This is a genomic window from Sphingomonas crocodyli, assembly GCF_004005865.1.
Taxonomy (GTDB): domain Bacteria; phylum Pseudomonadota; class Alphaproteobacteria; order Sphingomonadales; family Sphingomonadaceae; genus Rhizorhabdus; species Rhizorhabdus crocodyli.
Map to the genome: position 1 here is coordinate 1,645,069 of NZ_SACN01000001.1, position 17,098 is coordinate 1,662,166.

The following is a 17,098-nucleotide window of genomic DNA, read 5'->3' on the forward strand; positions in this document are numbered from 1 at the left end:
TGGGGTTGACGGCGGCGTCAATTCGCGGGCAGCGGCTTTCGGCTATGACGTTCGTCGGGTGCGACGATCGGAGACTGGGCAGAGTTTCGAGGGGTATTGAGATGTCCGAACGCGAATCCATGACGTATGACGTCGTGATCGTGGGAGCAGGTCCGGCAGGCCTGGCCGCCGCGATCCGGCTCAAGCAGCTCGCCAATGAAGCGGGCGCAGAAATCGGCGTCTGCGTGCTCGAAAAGGGTTCGGAAGTCGGCGCCCACATCCTGTCGGGCGCGGTGATCGATCCGATCGCCCTCGACGAGCTTCTGCCCGACTGGCGCGAGGACAGCTCGACCCCGCTGACCGTGCCGGTTGTCGAGAATCTCCACTGGGTGCTGACCAAGAATCGCCAGTTCTCGGTCCCGCACATCATCCAGCCGCCCTTCATGAGCAATCATGGCACCTACACCGCGTCGCTCGGCAACGTGTGCCGCTGGCTCGCATCGCAGGCCGAAAATCTGGGCGTCGAGATCTTCCCCGGCTTCGCCGCGGCCGAAATCCTCTACAATGACGATGGTTCGGTGAAGGGCGTCGCGACCGGCGACATGGGCATCAACCGCGAGGGTGAGCACAAGCCGGACTACATGCCCGGCATGGAGCTGCACGCGAAATATACCTTTTTCGCAGAAGGGGTTCGCGGCCATCTTTCGAAGATGCTCAAAGGCAAGTTCGACCTTGAGGCGGACTGTCAGCCGCAGACCTTCGGCATCGGTATTAAGGAATTGTGGGACATCGATCCCGAAAAGCATGTTCCGGGCCGCGTGATCCACACGCAGGGCTGGCCGCTGACCGAAGAAGTGGGCGGCGGCTTCCTTTATCATCAGGCGAACAACCAGGTCGCGCTCGGCTTCGTGGTCGGCCTCGGCTACAAGAATCCGCACGTCTATCCGTTCGAGGAATTCCAGCGCTGGAAGACCCATCCGGCGATCAAGGCGGTGCTCGAAGGCGGCCGTCGCGTCTCCTATGGCGCGCGTGCGATCAACGAGGGCGGCTGGCAGTCGGTGCCCAAGCTCACCTTCCCCGGCGGCGCGCTGATCGGCTGTTCGGCGGGCTTCGTGAACGTGCCGCGCATCAAGGGCAGCCACACGGCGATGAAGTCGGGCATGCTGGCGGCCGAAGCGGCCTTCGCCGCGGTGCAGGCGGGCCGCGAGGGCGACGAGATCACGGCCTATCCGGAGGCTCTGGAGGCCAGCTGGGTCGCCAAGGAACTGAAGCTCGTCCGCAATGTCGAGCCGATGGTGGCGAAGTTCGGTCCGCTGGCGGGCACGCTGCTCGGCGGCACCGACATGTGGATGCGCTATCTGGGCATCGGCCTGCCGTTCACGATGAAGCACCACAAGGATAATGAGGATATGTGGCGCGCCGATATCGCGCCCAAGATCGATTATCCCAAGCCCGACGGTAAGATCAGCTTCGATCGCCTCTCCTCGGTGTTCCTGTCGAACACCAACCATGAGGAGGATCAGCCGGTCCACCTGCAGCTGAAGGATGCGTCGATCCCGATCGACATCAACCTGCCGTGGTACGATGCGCCCGAACAGCGTTACTGCCCGGCGGGCGTGTACGAAATCGTGGGCAAGGACATCGGCCAGCCCGCGCTGCAGATCAACGCGCAGAACTGTGTCCACTGCAAGACCTGCGACATCAAGGATCCGACCCAGAACATCAACTGGGTGACGCCCGAAGGCGGCGGCGGGCCGAACTATCCGAACATGTGATGCGATAGCGGGCCGGAGGGAAACTTCCGGCCCGTTTTCGTTTCCTGCCTAGTCTCGTCATTGCGAGCGTCCTTCGATACGCCACTTCGGCAAGCTCAGTGGCTACTCAGGATGAGCGGTTGGTTTTTACTTCCCGCTCATCCTGAGCAGGGCTGAGCCTGTCGAAGCCCGTCTGTCGAAGGACGGCTCGTCGCAATGACGAGTGGGGGTGGGAGGGTGTCGCGTCATTCAGCTTGTCGCAAGCCACTGGCGGTTAGTCGCAGCTGTGATGTAGCCTGTGGCTCTGCGTATTCGGGGTGTTCGACGATGAAGAAGATGCTGATCGGTGCGATGGCGGGTGCCGCCATGCTGGTGGGTGCGGCGGCTCCGGCCGAGGCTGGTCCCTGGGGACCGCGCGGTTATTGGGGCGGCCCGCGCTGGGGCGGCGGCTATTATCGCCGTGGCGGCGGTGACGCTTTCGGCAATTTCCTGCTCGGCGCGGTGATTGCGGGCGGTGCGGTCGCGATCGCGACGTCGGCTGGGCGCAACCGCGATCGTGACGATCGCCGCGAAGTCCGTTCGAACGGCCGCTTCGACGTTAATGCGGCGGGCGGGGATGCGCGCGAAGTCGCGTCGATCTGCACCGACGCCGCCGAAAGCATGGCGCGCGGTCGCGTGCTGGGCGTCGACTCGGTCGGCCGCGACGGCGATGGCTGGCGGGTCGAAGGCGTGGTCGATGCCGATCGCGGGCAGCGTCACTTCTCGTGCGGCGCACGCGGCGGCACGGTCGATTTCGTCCAGTTCGCCGAACGCTGATTTCCCCCGAAAGGGGAACAGTTTACTTCAATGCTGGCCAATTAACCGCTAGGGCGGGCGCATGGTCGTCGCTCTCGATCCGAACCCGCGTCCGCTCGATCACCTGGCGGTGATGGGCGCGCGCGGGGCGCTGGCACTCACCGACAAGGCCGGCACGATCGACCATGCGACGCTCGATCGCCTGGTCGGCGCGATTGCCGCCAACCTGCTGGCGCGCGGACTTGTTGCGGGCGATCGGGTGGCCAGTTGGGCCGCCAAGAGCCGGCTGACCTGCCTGCTGCCGCTCGCGGCGGCGCGGGCCGGGCTGATCCACGTTCCGATCAATCCGCTGCTCAAGCATCCGCAGGTCGCGCACATCCTGTCCGACAGCGGCGCACGCCTGCTGATCGCGGGGAAGGGCCGCGCCGACACGCTCGAACCCGGCGACCGGCCCGAAGGCTGCGCGCTGCTGATCGAGGAAGCCGAAGGCGCGGCTCTGTTCGAGGGTGAAGGGCTCGGCCCGTCCAGCGCCGATCCCGATGCGCTGACCGCGATCCTCTACACCTCTGGTTCCACCGGGCGGCCGAAGGGGGTGATGCTCAGCCATGCGAACCTGTGGCTCGGCGCGATTTCGGTGGCGCATTATCTGAAGCTGGAGGCCGATGATCGCACGCTCTGCGCGCTGCCGTTCAGCTTCGACTATGGGCAGAACCAGTTGCTCTCGACCTGGGCGGCGGGCGGCAGCGTGGTGCCGCTCGATTATCTGACCCCGCGCGATGTCGTGAAGGCGGTCGAGCGATACGGCATCACCACGCTCGCGGGTGTGCCCCCGCTCTGGGTGCAACTGGCCGAGGCGAACTGGCCTGAGGCGGCGATCGTGCCGCTGCGCCGGCTCACCAATACAGGCGGTCGGCTGAGCGTGCCGCTGGTCCGGCGGATGCGCGCGCTGTTTCCCAAGGCCGATCTCTATTCGATGTATGGGCTGACCGAGGCGTTCCGATCGACCTATCTCGATCCGGCGCTGATCGACGCGCATCCGGACTCGATCGGATCGGCGATCCCCTTTGCCGAGATATTGGTAATTGGCGCGGACGGCGCGGTGGCGGAAGATGGCGAACCGGGCGAACTCGTCCATGCCGGGCCGCTGGTCGCCAAGGGCTATTGGCAGGATGCGGCACGCACCGCCGAACGGTTCAAGCCGGCGCCGGTCGCATCGCGCGAGGGCGGGGTGGCGGTCTGGTCCGGGGATACGGTCACGCGCGATGCGGAAGGACTGCTGCGCTTCGTCGGGCGTGATGATGAAATGATAAAGACATCAGGTAATCGATTGAGTCCAACGGAAATTGAGGAAGCTGCGATTGCCAGCGGCGCGGTGGCCGAGGCGGTCGCGATCGGGGTGCCCGACGATCGGCTGGGACAGGCGATCCTGCTCTTTGCGCGCGGCGAAGGCGACGATGCCGACGCGCGGCTGACCGATCATTTCAAGCGCAACCTGCCCGGCTTCATGCAGCCGCGCGAGGTGCGCTGGCGCGACGATCTGCCGCGCAACGCCAATGGCAAGCTCGATCGGGCCGCGCTCAAGAGTGAGGCGCTGGCATGAAGCCGACCGGACCCATTCCCGAAGCTTTTGCATCGAATGATCAATTGATAATCGGTCGAAAGACTGTACAAGAACTGATTGATATTGCAGTCGATACACCCTTCTTCGCTTATGATGTCGATGCGATCCGGCAGCGTATCGGCCGCTTTCGTGCGGCCTTCCCCAATGTCCAGCTTCACTATGCGGTGAAGGCCAATCCGCATCGCCCGCTGGTCCGCGCGATCGCGGCGATGGTCGACGGGATCGATGTTGCGTCCGAAGGCGAGGCACGGCTGGCGCTCGACGCCGGAATGACGTCGGCGGACATTTCCTTCGCCGGCCCCGGCAAGCGCGACCGCGAACTCGAAACCGCGATCCGCGCGGGCATCACGATCAACCTCGAATCCGAAGGCGAGGCGCAGCGCGCGCTGGCGATCGGCGAACGCATCGGCATCCGCCCCCGGCTCGCGGTGCGGGTCAATCCCGACTTCGATCTCAAGGGGTCGGGGATGAAGATGGGCGGCGGTGCCAAGCCCTTCGGCGTCGATGCCGAACGCGTTCCGGCGTTGATCGCCCGCATCGTGGCGGCGGGCGCGGATTATCGCGGGCTGCACATCTTCGCAGGCTCGCAGGCGCTGATGGTCGATGCGATCGTCGAGGCTCAGGCGTCCGCCCTCATGCTCGCAGCGCGATTGAGCAATGAATCGCAAGTCGTTCCCCCGCTTGTCAATTTGGGTGGTGGTTTCGGCGTTCCCTATTTTGCGGGGGACAAGCCGCTCGACATCGAGGCGATCGGCGTGGCGCTCGAAACCGCACTTGCCGCACGCGATCCGATCCTGACCGACAGCGCCTTCGCGATCGAGCTTGGCCGGTGGATCGTGGCCGAGGCGGGGGTCTATCTGACCCGTGTGGTCGATCGGAAGGTCAGCCACGGTGAGACCTTCCTGGTCGTCGACGGCGGGCTGCATCACCAGCTAGCGGCCAGCGGCAATTTCGGCACCGTGGTCCGCCGCAATTATCCGATCGCCAATGCGCTGCGCTTCGGCGCGCCGGTGGAGGAGGAAGTGAGCGTCGTCGGGTGTCTGTGCACCCCGCTCGACCTGCTCGGAAATCAGGTCGGCCTGCCGCGAACCGGGGTGGGCGATGTTATCGCAATCTTCATGGCGGGCGCTTATGGCGCGAGCGCCAGCCCGCAATCGTTTCTCGGACACCCCGTTCCGGTCGAATTAACCATAGACGGGGATGTAATCCTGTGATTCTTAGGTGCAACTGCGCACATAAGGGAAGCGTTCACATCTTCATGGCATGATTTCGCCATCATATTGCGCGATGGGCCGCTTGGCGGAGGTATTTGTATGGGTTTGTGTCGGTCGCTTGTTGGGGGACTGGGCGGCTTTGCGCTGACGATTGCGGCGGTTTCGCCGGCAATCGCGGCGGAACCGGCCAAGGAGCTGCCGCCTGCGCCTTTCGTGTCGCCGAGCGCGACGCCGGGCGAGGATTATGCGATCGGCCCGCTCGATGCGCTGACCGTGTTCGTGTGGCGCAATCCGGAGCTTGGCGCATCGGTGCAGGTGCGGCCCGACGGGCGCATCACGTTGCCGCTGATCACCGACATGGTGGCGGTGGGCAAGACGCCGACCAAGCTGGCCGACGATATTCGCGACGCGCTGTCGACCTATATCAAGGATCCGATTGTCTCGGTCATCATCAACAGCTTTTCGGGCACCTATTCGCAGCAGATCCGCATCGTCGGCGCGGCGGAAAAGCCGGCGTCGATCCCATATCGCGCGGAAATGACCCTGCTCGACGCGATGATCGCGGTTGGCGGGCTTTCGGAATTCGCGGCGGGCAACCGTGCGCGCCTGATCCGCCACAACCAGACGACCGGCAAGCAGGACGAATATAAGATCAAGATCGAAAGCCTGATCAAGCGCGGCGACATCAAGGCCAACGTCAAGCTGATGCCCGGCGATGTGATCATCATTCCGGAGAGCGCCTTTTGATGCGTGATCCTGCCTTGGCCGTGGGGGCGGTGTAGGGTCGATGGAAGCGATCTATACCGAGATACGGATTGCGCTGTTCGCGATCTGGCGCTTGCGCTGGCTCGCGATCGTGGTCGCGTGGGGCGTGTGCCTGGTCGGCTGGGCGTTCGTCATGCGCATCCCGGCCGCGTTCGAAAGCTCGACCCGCATCTCGGTGCAGACCAGTTCGCGGCTGACCGGTCAGATCGGCATCGACGACAGCGATCGGCAGAAGGACATGGAACGCGTCCGCCAGTCGCTGACGTCGACCGAAACGCTCAAGCGCGTCGTCGCCAATGTGTCGAACGGTGAACGCGCGCTGACATCGGCGGAATCGCTGCCGCTGATCGGCGCGCTGCGTTCGGGCATCTCGATCACCGCGAACGGCGACAATCTGCTCGAGATCAAGACCCGCGTCGGCCTGAAGGATTTTTCGGACCGCGAGACCGCGTTCATCGTCCGCAACGTGACGCAGCAGCTGGTCGACATCTTCGTGCAGGAAAATATCCTGGGGTCGCGCGATGAGAGCCAGCAGGCGCTCGCCTTCCTCGATCAGGAGCTGGCGCGCCGGGCCAAGGAACTCGCCAATGTCGATCGGCAGCGCGCGGCGCTGGCGCAGCGGACGATGGGCAATCTGCCGGGCAGCGGTTCGTTGGAACAGCGTATGGAGCTGGCGCGCAACGAACTGTCGAACGTCGAATCCAACCTGATGTCGGCGCAGAGCGCGCTGGCCGCGATGAACGGGCAGCTGGCGGCGACCCCGGCGAGCATCCCGGTTGCGGGCGCGCCCGGCGGCGGATCGACCGAACAGCGTATCGCCTTGCTCGAAGGGCAATTGTCGGACGCCACCGCGCGTGGATGGACCGACAGGCATCCCGACGTGATTGCGATGAAGTCGCAGCTTGCGCAGGCGCGTGCCGAGCAGCGGCGCGGCGGATCGGTTTCCGGGCCGATGGCGCCCAACCCGGTCTATGTCTCGATCAAGTCGATGCAGGCCGAACGGCAGGGCAATGTCGCGATGTATTCGGCGCGCAAGGCGCAGCTTCAGGCCGATATGCAGCAGATCGCCACGCGCCAGCTGACCGCGCCCGACGAAGAGGCGACCGGCCAGAAGCTCGACCGCGATTATACGGTGCTGCGCGATCAGTATAACAAGCTGCTGGCCGATCGTGAGACCGCCAAGCTGCGCGCCGATGCGACCGGCAAGAGCGACAAGGTTGCGTTCCGCGTGATCGATCGCCCGTCCTTCCCGACCAAACCGGCGGCGCCGAACCGGCCGCTGCTGCTGACCGGCGTGCTGATCGCAGGGCTGGTGGTCGGCGCGGGTGTCGCCTTCGCCAAGAGCCAGCTGTCGAACAGCTATACGACCACGCAGCAGCTGGCGAAGGCCAGCGGCCTGCCGGTGCTGGGCGCGATTTCCGAAGTGGTGACGGTGGAGACGCGCGCGGCCAAGCGGCAGCAGCTGATCTGGTTCTCCTCCGCGGCGGGCGCGTTGACCGGCGTATTCGGCCTGCTGCTGCTGGTCGAATTCGTTAAACGTCTGATGATAAGCTGATCGACGATGGATGATCAGATCCCAGACAAGGCCCAGAAAAAGGGGCGTCGCCGCGGCGGATCGCTGATCGAGCGTGCAGGCTCGGTCTATGATTTCGAGGGGATTCTGCGCGCGCGCATTTTCGTGCCGCCGACGGGCGAACCGACCCCGATCATCGATATGCCGCCGGTCCAGCCGGCCTTCGATCCGTTCAAGCCCGCGCCGGCCCCCGAACTGCCGCCCGCGCCGCCGCCGCTGATCGACGCGCCGGCTCCTCCGCCGCCCGTCTCGCTGGCGGGCAGTGGCGGGGCAGGGGCCTTGCCGCCTGTCGCTACGCCGCAGGTCGCGGCCGAGCCGGCGGCGCTGCCCGCGCCCGACATCATCTACAAGACCGCCAAGGTCGATCGCGCCTCGCTGATCGAACAGGGCTTCATCATGCCCGACGCGGCGATCACGGCGCTTGCCGAGGAGTTCCGCATCGTCAAGCGGACGCTGCTGCTCAACGCGATCGGGCCGACCGCTTTGCCCAAGGGGCGCCGCCTGCTGATCTGTTCGGCGCAGGCAAATGAGGGCAAGACCTTTTGCGCGGTCAATCTGGCGCTTTCGATGGCGAACGAGCGCGATGTCGAAGTGCTGCTGGTTGATGGCGACTTCGCCAAGCCGACCGTGCTGTCGACGCTGGGCATCGAAGGGCCGGTGGGCCTGATGGACGCGCTGGCCGATCCCGACATCGATGTCGAAACGCTGGTGATCAAGACTGATGTGGGCAGCCTGTGCGTGCTGCCGTCGGGCAAATATACCAATGAAGCGACCGAGCTGATCGCGGCGGAACGCACCCGCCACGTGCTCGATCGCCTGGCCTCCAAGCCCAACCGCATCGTCCTGTTCGATAGCCCGCCCGCGCTGGCGGCGTCGCCGGCGTCGGTGCTGGCCTATCATGTCGGGCAGGTGCTGCTGGTCGTGCAGGCCGATCGCACCGGCGAGGCCGAACTGCGGGATGCGACGCTGCTGCTCGGTGGCTGCGAGGAAATCCAGCTGCTGCTCAACAAGGTCCGCTTCTCGCCCAGCTCGCGCCGCTTCGGCAGCTATTACGGGTATGAAGCCCCGCGATGAGCGCGCTCGCTTCGGGGGCGGTGCGGAGGTTCGTTGCGGGCCTTGCGCTATGTTTCGCCGTCGCGGCGGGCGGCGTCGCGCATGCGCAGAGCGTCGACATGAGCGGGCTGCCCGGCGGCAAGCCGCAGCGCACCGGTCGCCCGACGATTACCCCCTATATCGATGTGCGCGAGTTCACGCAGGGCGCGCTCAAGGGCGACGCAGAAACCGTCACCTACGCCGAGGCGATTGCGGGGCTGGGCGTCGAATATAATACGCGCCGCGTCGCATCGACCCTGTTCTACACCTACACCCGCCGCATCCGGCAGCAGGGCGATGTCGGTCGATCGGGTTCGCATAACGGCATCGCGCGGGCGAGCATCCGCATCATCCCCGATGTCTCCGCGCTCGATGTCGGCGCGATTGCGACCTACACCCGCGTCAATCCGGCGGGCGCCGCGCCGCTGGGCAATGTGGGCAATGCCGACAATATCTCGCAGGTCTATGGCGCCTATATCCAGCCGTCGGTCGCGACGAACATCAGCGAGCTGGACGTCGCGTCGAGCTATCGCTTCAGCTATGTGACCACCGGCAATTCGACCCAGGGCGTGCCGGTGACGCCCGGCTTCGATCGTTTTTCCGATTCGGTCAGCCATCTGGCGACCGCGCAGATCGGGATGAAGCGCGGCACCCTGCCGTTCAGCTGGACGCTGAGTTCGCAATATAGCCGCGAAGATTCGGGGCAGCTCAACGAACGCTTCGAAAATTACAACGCGATCCTCGAAACGCGCGTGCCGCTGTCGGCGACGATCGCCTTCGTCAGCAGCGGCGGCTACGAAAGCTCGACCAACTCGAAGCAGTCGACGTTGGTGGATGCGAACGGGATCCCGATCCTCGATGCCGACGGGCGTTTCCAGGCCGATCCTTCGGATCCGCGCGTCCTGACCTATGATATTGCCGGCTTCGTCGCCGATGGCGGCCTGATCTGGTCGCCCAGCCGGCGCACCCATGTCGAGGCGCGCGCGGGCTATCGCTATGGCGGCTTCACAGTGACCGGCCTGATCGAGATGAAGCCCGATTCCAAATCGTCGGTGGCGCTGGTGGTGTTCGATCGCCTCGAAAGCTTCGGCCGCGGCGTGACCGCAGGGCTCGCCGGCGCGCCGACCCAGTTGCAGGAGCCCGACGACATGGGCGGCAGCGGCAGCACGCCGTACAGCCAGTGCGTGTTCGGCAAGAATCCCGGCATGGGCAGCTGTCTTGGCGGCACGCTCGGATCGTCGGCGTCGACCATGTATCGCACGCGCGGGATGAACTTCGTCTACGGCTATCAGATGCGGCAGACGTCGCTGAATCTGGGCGGCGGCTATTCGCGTCGTACCTATCAGGACGATCCCACGCTGGCGGTGTCGCTGGACGGCGTGGTCGATCAGACCATCTTCGTCACGGGCGGGCTCAACCACGCGCTGTCGCCAAAATCCTCGGTCGACTTTTCTTTTAACGGCAACCTGTTTATCAATGGCCAGGCCGGTACGCCCGATGTTCAGTCGCTTGTCATGAACAGTCGGTATTCGCGCATTCTGGGCAGGAGCCTGATCGCTTCCGCCTCGGTCAGCGTAGAGGCGTCGAAGCGGGAAGGGGATGCGGCCGACATCTTGGGGCGTGCAGAGCTTGGCGTACGATACAACTTCTAACGCGATCCGCACCGGCCTAAGGGGGGTCCGACATGGATCATGATCCCTATGGCCTGACGGACAGGCCGTTCCAGCTGACGCCCGATCCGCGCTTCTATTTCGATAGCGCGACGCATCGTAAGGCGATGACCTATCTCGGCTATGGCCTTGCCCAGGGCGAAGGCTTCATCGTCGTGACGGGTGAGGTCGGCACCGGCAAGACGATGCTGGTCGGCCGCCTGATGGGCGCGATCGACAAATCGCGCCTGACCGCCGTCAACCTCGTTTCCACCCAGCTTGAGGGCGAGGATATCCTGCGCATCGTCGCGCTCTCGCTCGGCGTGCAGAGCGAGGGGATGGCGAAGGGCCAGATCCTCGCGCGGATCGAACGCTTCCTCCACGAACAGGCGCGCGGCGGAAAGCGCACGCTCCTGATCGTCGACGAGGCGCAGAACCTGCCGATCACCGCGCTCGAAGAGTTGCGGATGCTGTCGAACTTCCAGTTCGGCGGGCAGGCGCTGCTCCAGATCTTCCTGCTCGGCCAGCCCGAGTTTCGCGAGGCGCTGGCCCAGCCGCGCTTCGAACAGCTGCGCCAGCGTGTGATCGCGACGCACCACCTGACGGCGATGCTGGTCGATGAGACCGGCCCGTATATCATGCACCGTCTGGCCTGCGCCGGATGGAAGGGCGCGCCGCGCTTCACCGCCGAAGCCTTCGCCGCGATGCACCGCCTGTCGGGCGGCGTGCCGCGCCGGCTCAACATGCTGGCGGCGCGCGTGTTGTTGCAGGGGGCGATCGAGCAACTGGTCGACATCGACATCGACGTGATCGAGGATGTCGCGGCCGATCTTGCTTCCGAAAGCATCATGCCGGCGGAAAATGCGACGCCCGAGGGCAAGCCGCAGCCGTTCCAGTATAATCCCACGCCCGTTGCTCCGGCCGCGTGGATCGAGCCGCAGCAGCCCGCGCCGACACCGCCGCCGCCTCCGGTCGCGCCCGTTATCGCGCCGCAGGTTTTCCCGGAGCCGGCCCCCGCGCCTGTTGCGGCGCCTGTGCCGCCGCCCGCTCCGGCCCCTGCGCCCAATATCTCGTATAGCGCGACGCCGCAGCCCTTCGTGCCGCCCGCTTATGTCGAGCCGTCTTATACCGAGCCGTCTTACGACATGGACGAGCCGCAGGCGCCCGAGGCACCGACCGGGGCTTATGACATGAGCGGCTTTTCGATGCCCGAACAGGCGCCGCCGCCGCCGATCGCGCAGCCGCCGCGTTATGATGGCGATGTGCCGCCACAGGCACAGCAGCCCGAACCAGCCCCGCCGCCGGTGGCCGCTGCGCCGATCGAACCGCCCGCACCTGTATATCCGCCGCTGCGCGCTGTTGAGGATGTGCCGCCGCCTCCGCCGCCGCCCGCGCCGGTTCCGGATTACACCACGCCCGATTATGCGGTGCCGCCTGCACCTGCGCCGGCCGCCGCTGCGGGCGACAATGAGGCGCTTCGCGACATTGCCGCGCGCAATGCCGAACTCGAGGCGCGGCTGGCCGATCAGGAGGCGATCCTGCGCCGCACCCTTTCGCTGCTGGTCGAACTGGTCGAGACCAAGGATCAGGGGCCGGGCGGCGGCAGCGGTGGTGCGAACGGTAGCCAGGACGCGGCTTGAAACCCGTGGTGCTGAACGGCCTGTCCGTCGATATCGAGGACTGGTTCCAGGTCGGCGCGTTCGAAAAGACGATCGATCGTAGCGACTGGGACAGCCTGGCGCCCCGCGTCGAGCGCAACACCGATGCGGTGATCGCCCTGTTCGACCGGATGGGGGCGAAGGGCACCTTCTTCACGCTGGGCTGGGTCGCCGAACGTTATCCGGCGCTCATCAAGCGGATCGTCGCGGGCGGGCATGAGCTGGCGAGCCACGGCTGGGATCATGGCCGCGTCTTTCAGATGACGCCAGAGCAGTTTCGCGCAGACGTCCGCAAGGCCAAGCAGGTGCTGGAGGATCTGGGCGGCACCGCCGTCACCGGCTATCGCGCGCCCAGCTTCTCGATCGATACGCGCACCCCGTGGGCGCATGCGATCCTGGCCGAGGAAGGCCATGTCTATTCGTCGAGCGTCGCGCCGGTCGTCCACGATCATTATGGATGGCCCGAAAGCCCGCGCTTCGCGTGGAAGCCGCTGCACGACAACTCCCTGATCGAACTGCCGGTCACGACCGCCAAGCTGCGGGGGCGGACACTGGCGGCGGGGGGCGGGGGCTTCTTCCGTCTGTTCCCTTATGCCTTTTCGCGCTGGGCGATCCGGCAGGTGAACGGCCTTGGCCAGCCTGCCATCTTCTACTTCCATCCGTGGGAGATCGATCCCGGCCAGCCGCGCGTCGCGAATGCCCCGCTCAAATCGAAGCTGCGCCATTATAGCCGCCTGTCCGCGATGGAGGGCAAGCTGGAGCGTGCGATCGGCGATTTCGCGTGGGGGCGGGTCGATGCGGTTGCGGCGAAGGCGGCGGAGGCGCTGGCCTGACATGATCGCGACCCGGCTGGCCGATCTCGACAGCCCCGCGGAGCGTGCCGCAATCCACGCCTATGTGATGGCGCATGATCAGGGCAGCGCGTTCCATCGGCCGGCATGGCTGATGGGTGTCGAGCGCGGGTGCAGGCAGACCGCGCGCTACCTGATCGCCGAGCGCGATGGCGCGATCGTCGGGCTGTTGCCGATGACCGAGGTTCATTCGCCTTTATTCGGTCGCGCGCTGGCTTCGGCGGGGTTTGCAGTGGGCGGCGGGCCGATCGCCGACGATCAGGTGATCGTCGATGCGCTGGCGGAGGCGGGCTGGACCTGGGCCGAGCGGCTGAGCTGCCCCTCGCTCGAACTGCGCGGTGGTGCGCTGCCTTCGGGGTCGGGCTGGCATGTCGAAGGCGGGATCTATGCCGGCTTCGCGCGTTCGCTGACCGCCGATGACGAGGCCGAATTGCTCGCCATCCCGCGCAAGCAGCGCGCCGAGGTGCGCAAGGCGCTTGGCTTCCCGCTGGAGGTGCGGATCGGAGCGAGCGAGATCGACCGGGCGCAGCATTATGCCGTCTATGCCGAAAGCGTCCGCAACCTCGGCACGCCGGTTTTCCCCCGATCGCTGTTCGACGCGGTGCTCGATGCATTCGGCGCGGATGCCGACATCCTGACCGTGCTGCACGAAGGCGTGCCGTTGGCGAGCGTGCTGAGCCTCTATCACAAGGGCGTGGTGCTGCCTTATTGGGGCGGGGGCACGCACGACGCGCGGCGCTGGCGTGCGAACGACATGATGTACTACGCGCTGATGAACCATGCGCGGGGGCAGGGGATGACGGCGTTCGATTTCGGCCGGTCGAAGTTCGGAACCGGCGCCTTCGCCTTCAAGAAGAATTGGGGGTTCGAACCGGTGCCGCTCGCTTATGCCATCCGCACCGCCGACGGGCAGGAGCCGCGCCAGATCAACCCGACGAGCCCCAAATATCGGCTGCAGGTGTCGCTGTGGCAGAAACTGCCTTTGTCGATCGCCAACCGGATCGGGCCGTGGATCGCGCGGGGGCTCGGCTGATGGGCGAGATCCTGTTTCTGGTTCACCGCATCCCCTATCCGCCCGATCGGGGGGATAGGATCCGCAGCTATCATATCCTGCGCCATCTGGCGGCGCGCGCGCCGGTGCATGTCGTCGGCTTTGTCGACCGGCCCGGCGACGTCGCCAAGGTCGCCCCCTTGCGCCAGATCTGTTCCTCGCTGTTCGTCGACGTGCGCCGCAGCCGCGTGTCGGCCGGTCTGCGCGCAATGGCCAAGGGGGACTCCATCTCGCTCACCGCGTTTCGATCACGCGCCATGAAGGCGGAGGTGAAGCGGTTGCTGAAGAAGCGGCCTATCGACACGATCTTCGTCTATTCGGGGCAGATGGCGCAGTTCGTGCCCGAAGATCGCGGCGGGCGGCGCTTCGTGATGGACTTCGTCGACGTCGATTCCGAAAAGTTCGCCAGCTATGGCGCGAAGGCGGCCGGCCCCAAGGGCTGGATCCACCGGCGCGAAGGCGAACTGCTCCAGGCGTTCGAAATCGAAACCGCCGAGCGCGCCGACCTGAGCCTGTTCGTCAGCGAGGCGGAGGCGGGTGTGTTCCGCCACATCTCCGGGCTCGGCGCGGACAAGGTGAAGGCCGTCAGCAACGGCATCGACACCGACTATTTCGATCCCGCCGCCTTCCCCCGCAAAGATGAGCAGAACGATCCGCTGATCGTCTTCACCGGGCAGATGGATTACAAACCCAATGTCGATGCGGTGGAGCATTTCGCCAAGCGCACCTTCCGCGCGATCCGCGCCAAGCATCCCAATGCGGTGTTCGCGATCGTCGGGCGCGATCCGACGCCGGCGGTGAAGGCACTGGCCAATCGCAACGTGATCATCACCGGCGAGGTACCCGACGTGCGCCCCTGGCTGGCGGCGGCAACGGTGGTGGTCGCCCCGCTGGAAATCGCGCGCGGCATCCAGAATAAGGTGCTGGAGGCGATGGCGATGGCGCGGCCCGTGGTCGTCTCGGCCCCCGCCTTCGAAGGGCTGGATGCCGAGCGGGGCAAGCATCTGATCGTCGCCGAACGGCTCGATCTGGCCAATGCCGTCAGCGATCTGATCCGCGATCCCAAGGCCGCCGAGGCGATGGGCAAGGTCGCGCGCGAATGGATGATCCAACGCTATGGCTGGGAGGCGCAGCTGACCGCGCTCGACGACATGGTCGGCTTTGACGGCGAGGCGGCCGACGCCTGATGTGCGGCATCGCTGGCATATTCCATCTCCAGGTCGCAAAGCCTGTCGAGGAGGCGCGGGTCCGCGCGATGGCCGATGCGATCGCGCATCGCGGGCCGGATGGTTCGGGCATCTGGACGGCGCCGGGCGTCGGCTTCGGGCATCGCCGCCTGTCGATCATCGACCTCGAAGGCGGCGTGCAGCCGATGCCGAGTGCGGATGGCCGCCACGTCATCATCTTCAATGGCGAGATCTATAATTATCGCGAGGTTCGCGCCGAGCTGACGGCGCTGGGCGTCGAGTTCCGCACGCATAGCGATACCGAGGTGATCCTGGAGGCGTATCGCCGTTGGGGGCCGAAGTCGCTCGATCGGTTGAACGGTATGTTCGCCTTCGCGATCCACGATACGGCGGACGCGAGCCTGTTCATCGCGCGCGACCGGCTGGGCGTGAAACCGCTTTTCTATGCCGAGCTGTCGGACGGCAGCGTGATCTTCGGTTCGGAGCTGAAGGCGCTGACCGCGCATCCGCTGCTGCGGCGGACGCCCGAACTGTCGGCGATCGACGACTATCTCGCCTTCGGTTACGTGCCCGACGACACCAGCCTGCTGCAGGGGGTGAGGAAGCTTCCCGCCGGCCATCACCTGACGTTGCGACGCGGCCATCCGCTCCCCGCGCCGGTGCGCTGGTGGGACGTGAGCTTTGCCGATCGCGCTAAGGGATCGGCGCGCGATCTGGAGGCCGAGCTGGTCGATCTGATGCGCAAGGCCGTCACCGCGCGGATGATCGCGGACGTGCCGCTGGGCGCCTTCCTGTCGGGCGGGGTGGATAGCAGCGCGGTCGTCGCCCTGATGGCGGAGGAGAGCCGCGAGGCGGTCAAGACCTGCTCGATCGGCTTCGACCATCCCGATTATGACGAGACGCGCTATGCCGGCGAGATCGCCGCGCGCTTCGCGACCGATCATCGCGTGCGGATCGTATCGGCCGACGATTATGGTCTGGCCGACACGCTCGCCGATCATTTCGACGAACCCTTCGCCGATGCTTCCGCGCTGCCCACTTATCGCGTGAGCCAGTTGGCGCGCGAGACGGTGACGGTCGCCTTGTCGGGCGACGGCGCGGACGAGGCTTTCGCCGGTTATCGCCGCCTGACCTTCTTCAACGCCGAGGATTGCGTGCGCCGCCTGCTGCCGCAGGGGTTCCGCACCAACGTGTTCGGCACGCTGGGCCGTCTCTATCCGAAGATGGACTGGGCGCCGCAGAAGCTGCGCGCGAAATCGACCTTCCAGGCGCTCGGCCGTTCGGAGGGGGAGGCTTATGCCGAGGCGGTTGGCGTCACGCCGATGGCGCTGCGGCACCGGCTCTACACCGATCAAATGCGGTCGAGCCTAAACGGGCATCGTGCCGAGGATCGCTACATCAAGGCGATGGCGGCGGCGCCCGCGCGCGACGGGCTCGATCGCGCGCAATATGCCGACATGCAGATCTGGTTGCCGGGCGACATCCTGACCAAGGTCGATCGCACCAGCATGGCCGTGAGCCTGGAGGCGCGCGAGCCTCTGCTCGACTATCGCCTGATCGAGTTTGCCGCGCGGCTGCCTGTGTCGATGCGCGTGCGCGGGACGACCGGCAAATGGCTGATGAAGCAGGCGATGCGCCGCTACCTGCCCGACGATATCCTGTTTCGGAAGAAGATGGGGTTCGTCACGCCGATCAGTGCGTGGTTCCGCGGGCCGCTGGCGGAAGAGGCTGGGCGGATCGCGCAAGGATCGATGCTCGCCCAGACCGGCTGGTTCGATCCCGCCGCGCTCGACCGCATCGTGCGCGATCACAGGAGCGGCCTTTCCGATCACGGCCGCCTGCTGTGGCAATTGATGATGCTCGACAAGTCGCTGGGGCGGCTGTTCGGCTGAAAGTTTCCTATAGGAAA

13 protein-coding genes are annotated in these 17,098 nt (G+C 65.8%); all 13 read left to right on the forward strand.

The genetic code is table 11. The annotated features are described in order from the left end of the window. Positions 1-101: 101 nt before the first annotated feature. The 13 genes from EOD43_RS07890 to EOD43_RS07950 all read left to right on the forward strand — a co-directional run bounded on the left by EOD43_RS07890 (position 102) and on the right by EOD43_RS07950 (position 17,081). Complete coding sequence (locus EOD43_RS07890) at positions 102-1,754, forward strand: electron transfer flavoprotein-ubiquinone oxidoreductase (RefSeq protein WP_127742723.1); 1,653 nt, start codon at positions 102-104, stop codon at positions 1,752-1,754. A gap of 306 nt (positions 1,755-2,060) precedes the next feature. Then, positions 2,061-2,549 (forward strand): hypothetical protein, encoded by a 489-nt coding sequence (locus tag EOD43_RS07895; RefSeq protein ID WP_127742725.1) that lies wholly within the window; start codon positions 2,061-2,063, stop codon positions 2,547-2,549. A 61-nt stretch (positions 2,550-2,610) separates the two neighbouring features. Next, positions 2,611-4,128: an acyl-CoA ligase (AMP-forming), exosortase A system-associated gene (locus EOD43_RS07900; RefSeq protein WP_127742727.1), complete on the forward strand. Its 1,518-nt coding sequence runs from the start codon at positions 2,611-2,613 to the stop codon at positions 4,126-4,128. Then, positions 4,125-5,363, forward strand: coding sequence for a pyridoxal-dependent decarboxylase, exosortase A system-associated (locus tag EOD43_RS07905; protein ID WP_127742729.1), 1,239 nt, complete (start codon positions 4,125-4,127; stop codon positions 5,361-5,363). The genes EOD43_RS07900 and EOD43_RS07905 overlap by 4 nt, the downstream gene beginning before the upstream one ends. A 99-nt stretch (positions 5,364-5,462) precedes the next feature. Further along, entirely contained in the window at positions 5,463-6,110 is a 648-nt protein-coding gene (locus EOD43_RS07910; RefSeq protein ID WP_127742731.1) for an XrtA/PEP-CTERM system exopolysaccharide export protein, read from the forward strand. A 40-nt stretch (positions 6,111-6,150) separates the two neighbouring features. After that, on the forward strand, positions 6,151-7,683 hold the full coding sequence (locus tag EOD43_RS07915; protein ID WP_127742733.1) for an XrtA system polysaccharide chain length determinant: 1,533 nt from the start codon (positions 6,151-6,153) through the stop codon (positions 7,681-7,683). Between the two features lie 6 nt (positions 7,684-7,689). Next, on the forward strand, positions 7,690-8,775 hold the full coding sequence (locus tag EOD43_RS07920) for an AAA family ATPase (protein WP_127742735.1): 1,086 nt from the start codon (positions 7,690-7,692) through the stop codon (positions 8,773-8,775). Continuing rightward, positions 8,772-10,445 carry a porin family protein gene (locus tag EOD43_RS07925; protein WP_127742737.1) on the forward strand — a complete coding sequence of 558 codons (1,674 nt, stop codon included), beginning with the start codon at positions 8,772-8,774 and terminating at the stop codon, positions 10,443-10,445. The genes EOD43_RS07920 and EOD43_RS07925 overlap by 4 nt, the downstream gene beginning before the upstream one ends. A 32-nt stretch (positions 10,446-10,477) precedes the next feature. Beyond that, on the forward strand, positions 10,478-12,082 hold the full coding sequence (locus EOD43_RS24050) for an XrtA/PEP-CTERM system-associated ATPase (protein ID WP_127742739.1): 1,605 nt from the start codon (positions 10,478-10,480) through the stop codon (positions 12,080-12,082). Positions 12,083-12,087: 5 nt separating this feature from the next. After that, the gene (locus EOD43_RS07935; RefSeq protein ID WP_127744670.1) at positions 12,088-12,933 is read left to right on the forward strand and encodes an XrtA system polysaccharide deacetylase; all 846 of its coding nucleotides are present in this window, start codon (positions 12,088-12,090) and stop codon (positions 12,931-12,933) included. Position 12,934: 1 nt separating this feature from the next. Beyond that, positions 12,935-13,984 carry a FemAB family XrtA/PEP-CTERM system-associated protein gene (locus EOD43_RS07940; RefSeq protein ID WP_127742741.1) on the forward strand — a complete coding sequence of 350 codons (1,050 nt, stop codon included), beginning with the start codon at positions 12,935-12,937 and terminating at the stop codon, positions 13,982-13,984. Continuing rightward, a complete protein-coding gene (locus tag EOD43_RS07945) occupies positions 13,981-15,189 on the forward strand; it encodes a TIGR03087 family PEP-CTERM/XrtA system glycosyltransferase (protein ID WP_164857239.1) in 1,209 nt (402 codons plus the stop codon). The genes EOD43_RS07940 and EOD43_RS07945 overlap by 4 nt, the downstream gene beginning before the upstream one ends. Beyond that, positions 15,189-17,081: an XrtA/PEP-CTERM system amidotransferase gene (locus EOD43_RS07950; protein ID WP_127742745.1), complete on the forward strand. Its 1,893-nt coding sequence runs from the start codon at positions 15,189-15,191 to the stop codon at positions 17,079-17,081. The genes EOD43_RS07945 and EOD43_RS07950 overlap by 1 nt, the downstream gene beginning before the upstream one ends. Positions 17,082-17,098: the final 17 nt, after the last annotated feature.

Bases quoted from the DNA above. Each gene is read 5' to 3' on its own strand.
- EOD43_RS07890 (WP_127742723.1), top strand. From the start codon at position 102: ATGTCCGAACGCGAATCCATGACGTATGACGTCGTGATCGTGGGAGCA.
- EOD43_RS07895 (WP_127742725.1), top strand. From the start codon at position 2,061: ATGAAGAAGATGCTGATCGGTGCGATGGCGGGTGCCGCCATGCTGGTG.
- EOD43_RS07900 (WP_127742727.1), top strand. From the start codon at position 2,611: ATGGTCGTCGCTCTCGATCCGAACCCGCGTCCGCTCGATCACCTGGCG.
- EOD43_RS07905 (WP_127742729.1), top strand. From the start codon at position 4,125: ATGAAGCCGACCGGACCCATTCCCGAAGCTTTTGCATCGAATGATCAA.
- EOD43_RS07910 (WP_127742731.1), top strand. From the start codon at position 5,463: ATGGGTTTGTGTCGGTCGCTTGTTGGGGGACTGGGCGGCTTTGCGCTG.
- EOD43_RS07915 (WP_127742733.1), top strand. From the start codon at position 6,151: ATGGAAGCGATCTATACCGAGATACGGATTGCGCTGTTCGCGATCTGG.
- EOD43_RS07920 (WP_127742735.1), top strand. From the start codon at position 7,690: ATGGATGATCAGATCCCAGACAAGGCCCAGAAAAAGGGGCGTCGCCGC.
- EOD43_RS07925 (WP_127742737.1), top strand. From the start codon at position 8,772: ATGAGCGCGCTCGCTTCGGGGGCGGTGCGGAGGTTCGTTGCGGGCCTT.
- EOD43_RS24050 (WP_127742739.1), top strand. From the start codon at position 10,478: ATGGATCATGATCCCTATGGCCTGACGGACAGGCCGTTCCAGCTGACG.
- EOD43_RS07940 (WP_127742741.1), top strand. From the start codon at position 12,935: ATGATCGCGACCCGGCTGGCCGATCTCGACAGCCCCGCGGAGCGTGCC.
- EOD43_RS07950 (WP_127742745.1), top strand. From the start codon at position 15,189: ATGTGCGGCATCGCTGGCATATTCCATCTCCAGGTCGCAAAGCCTGTC.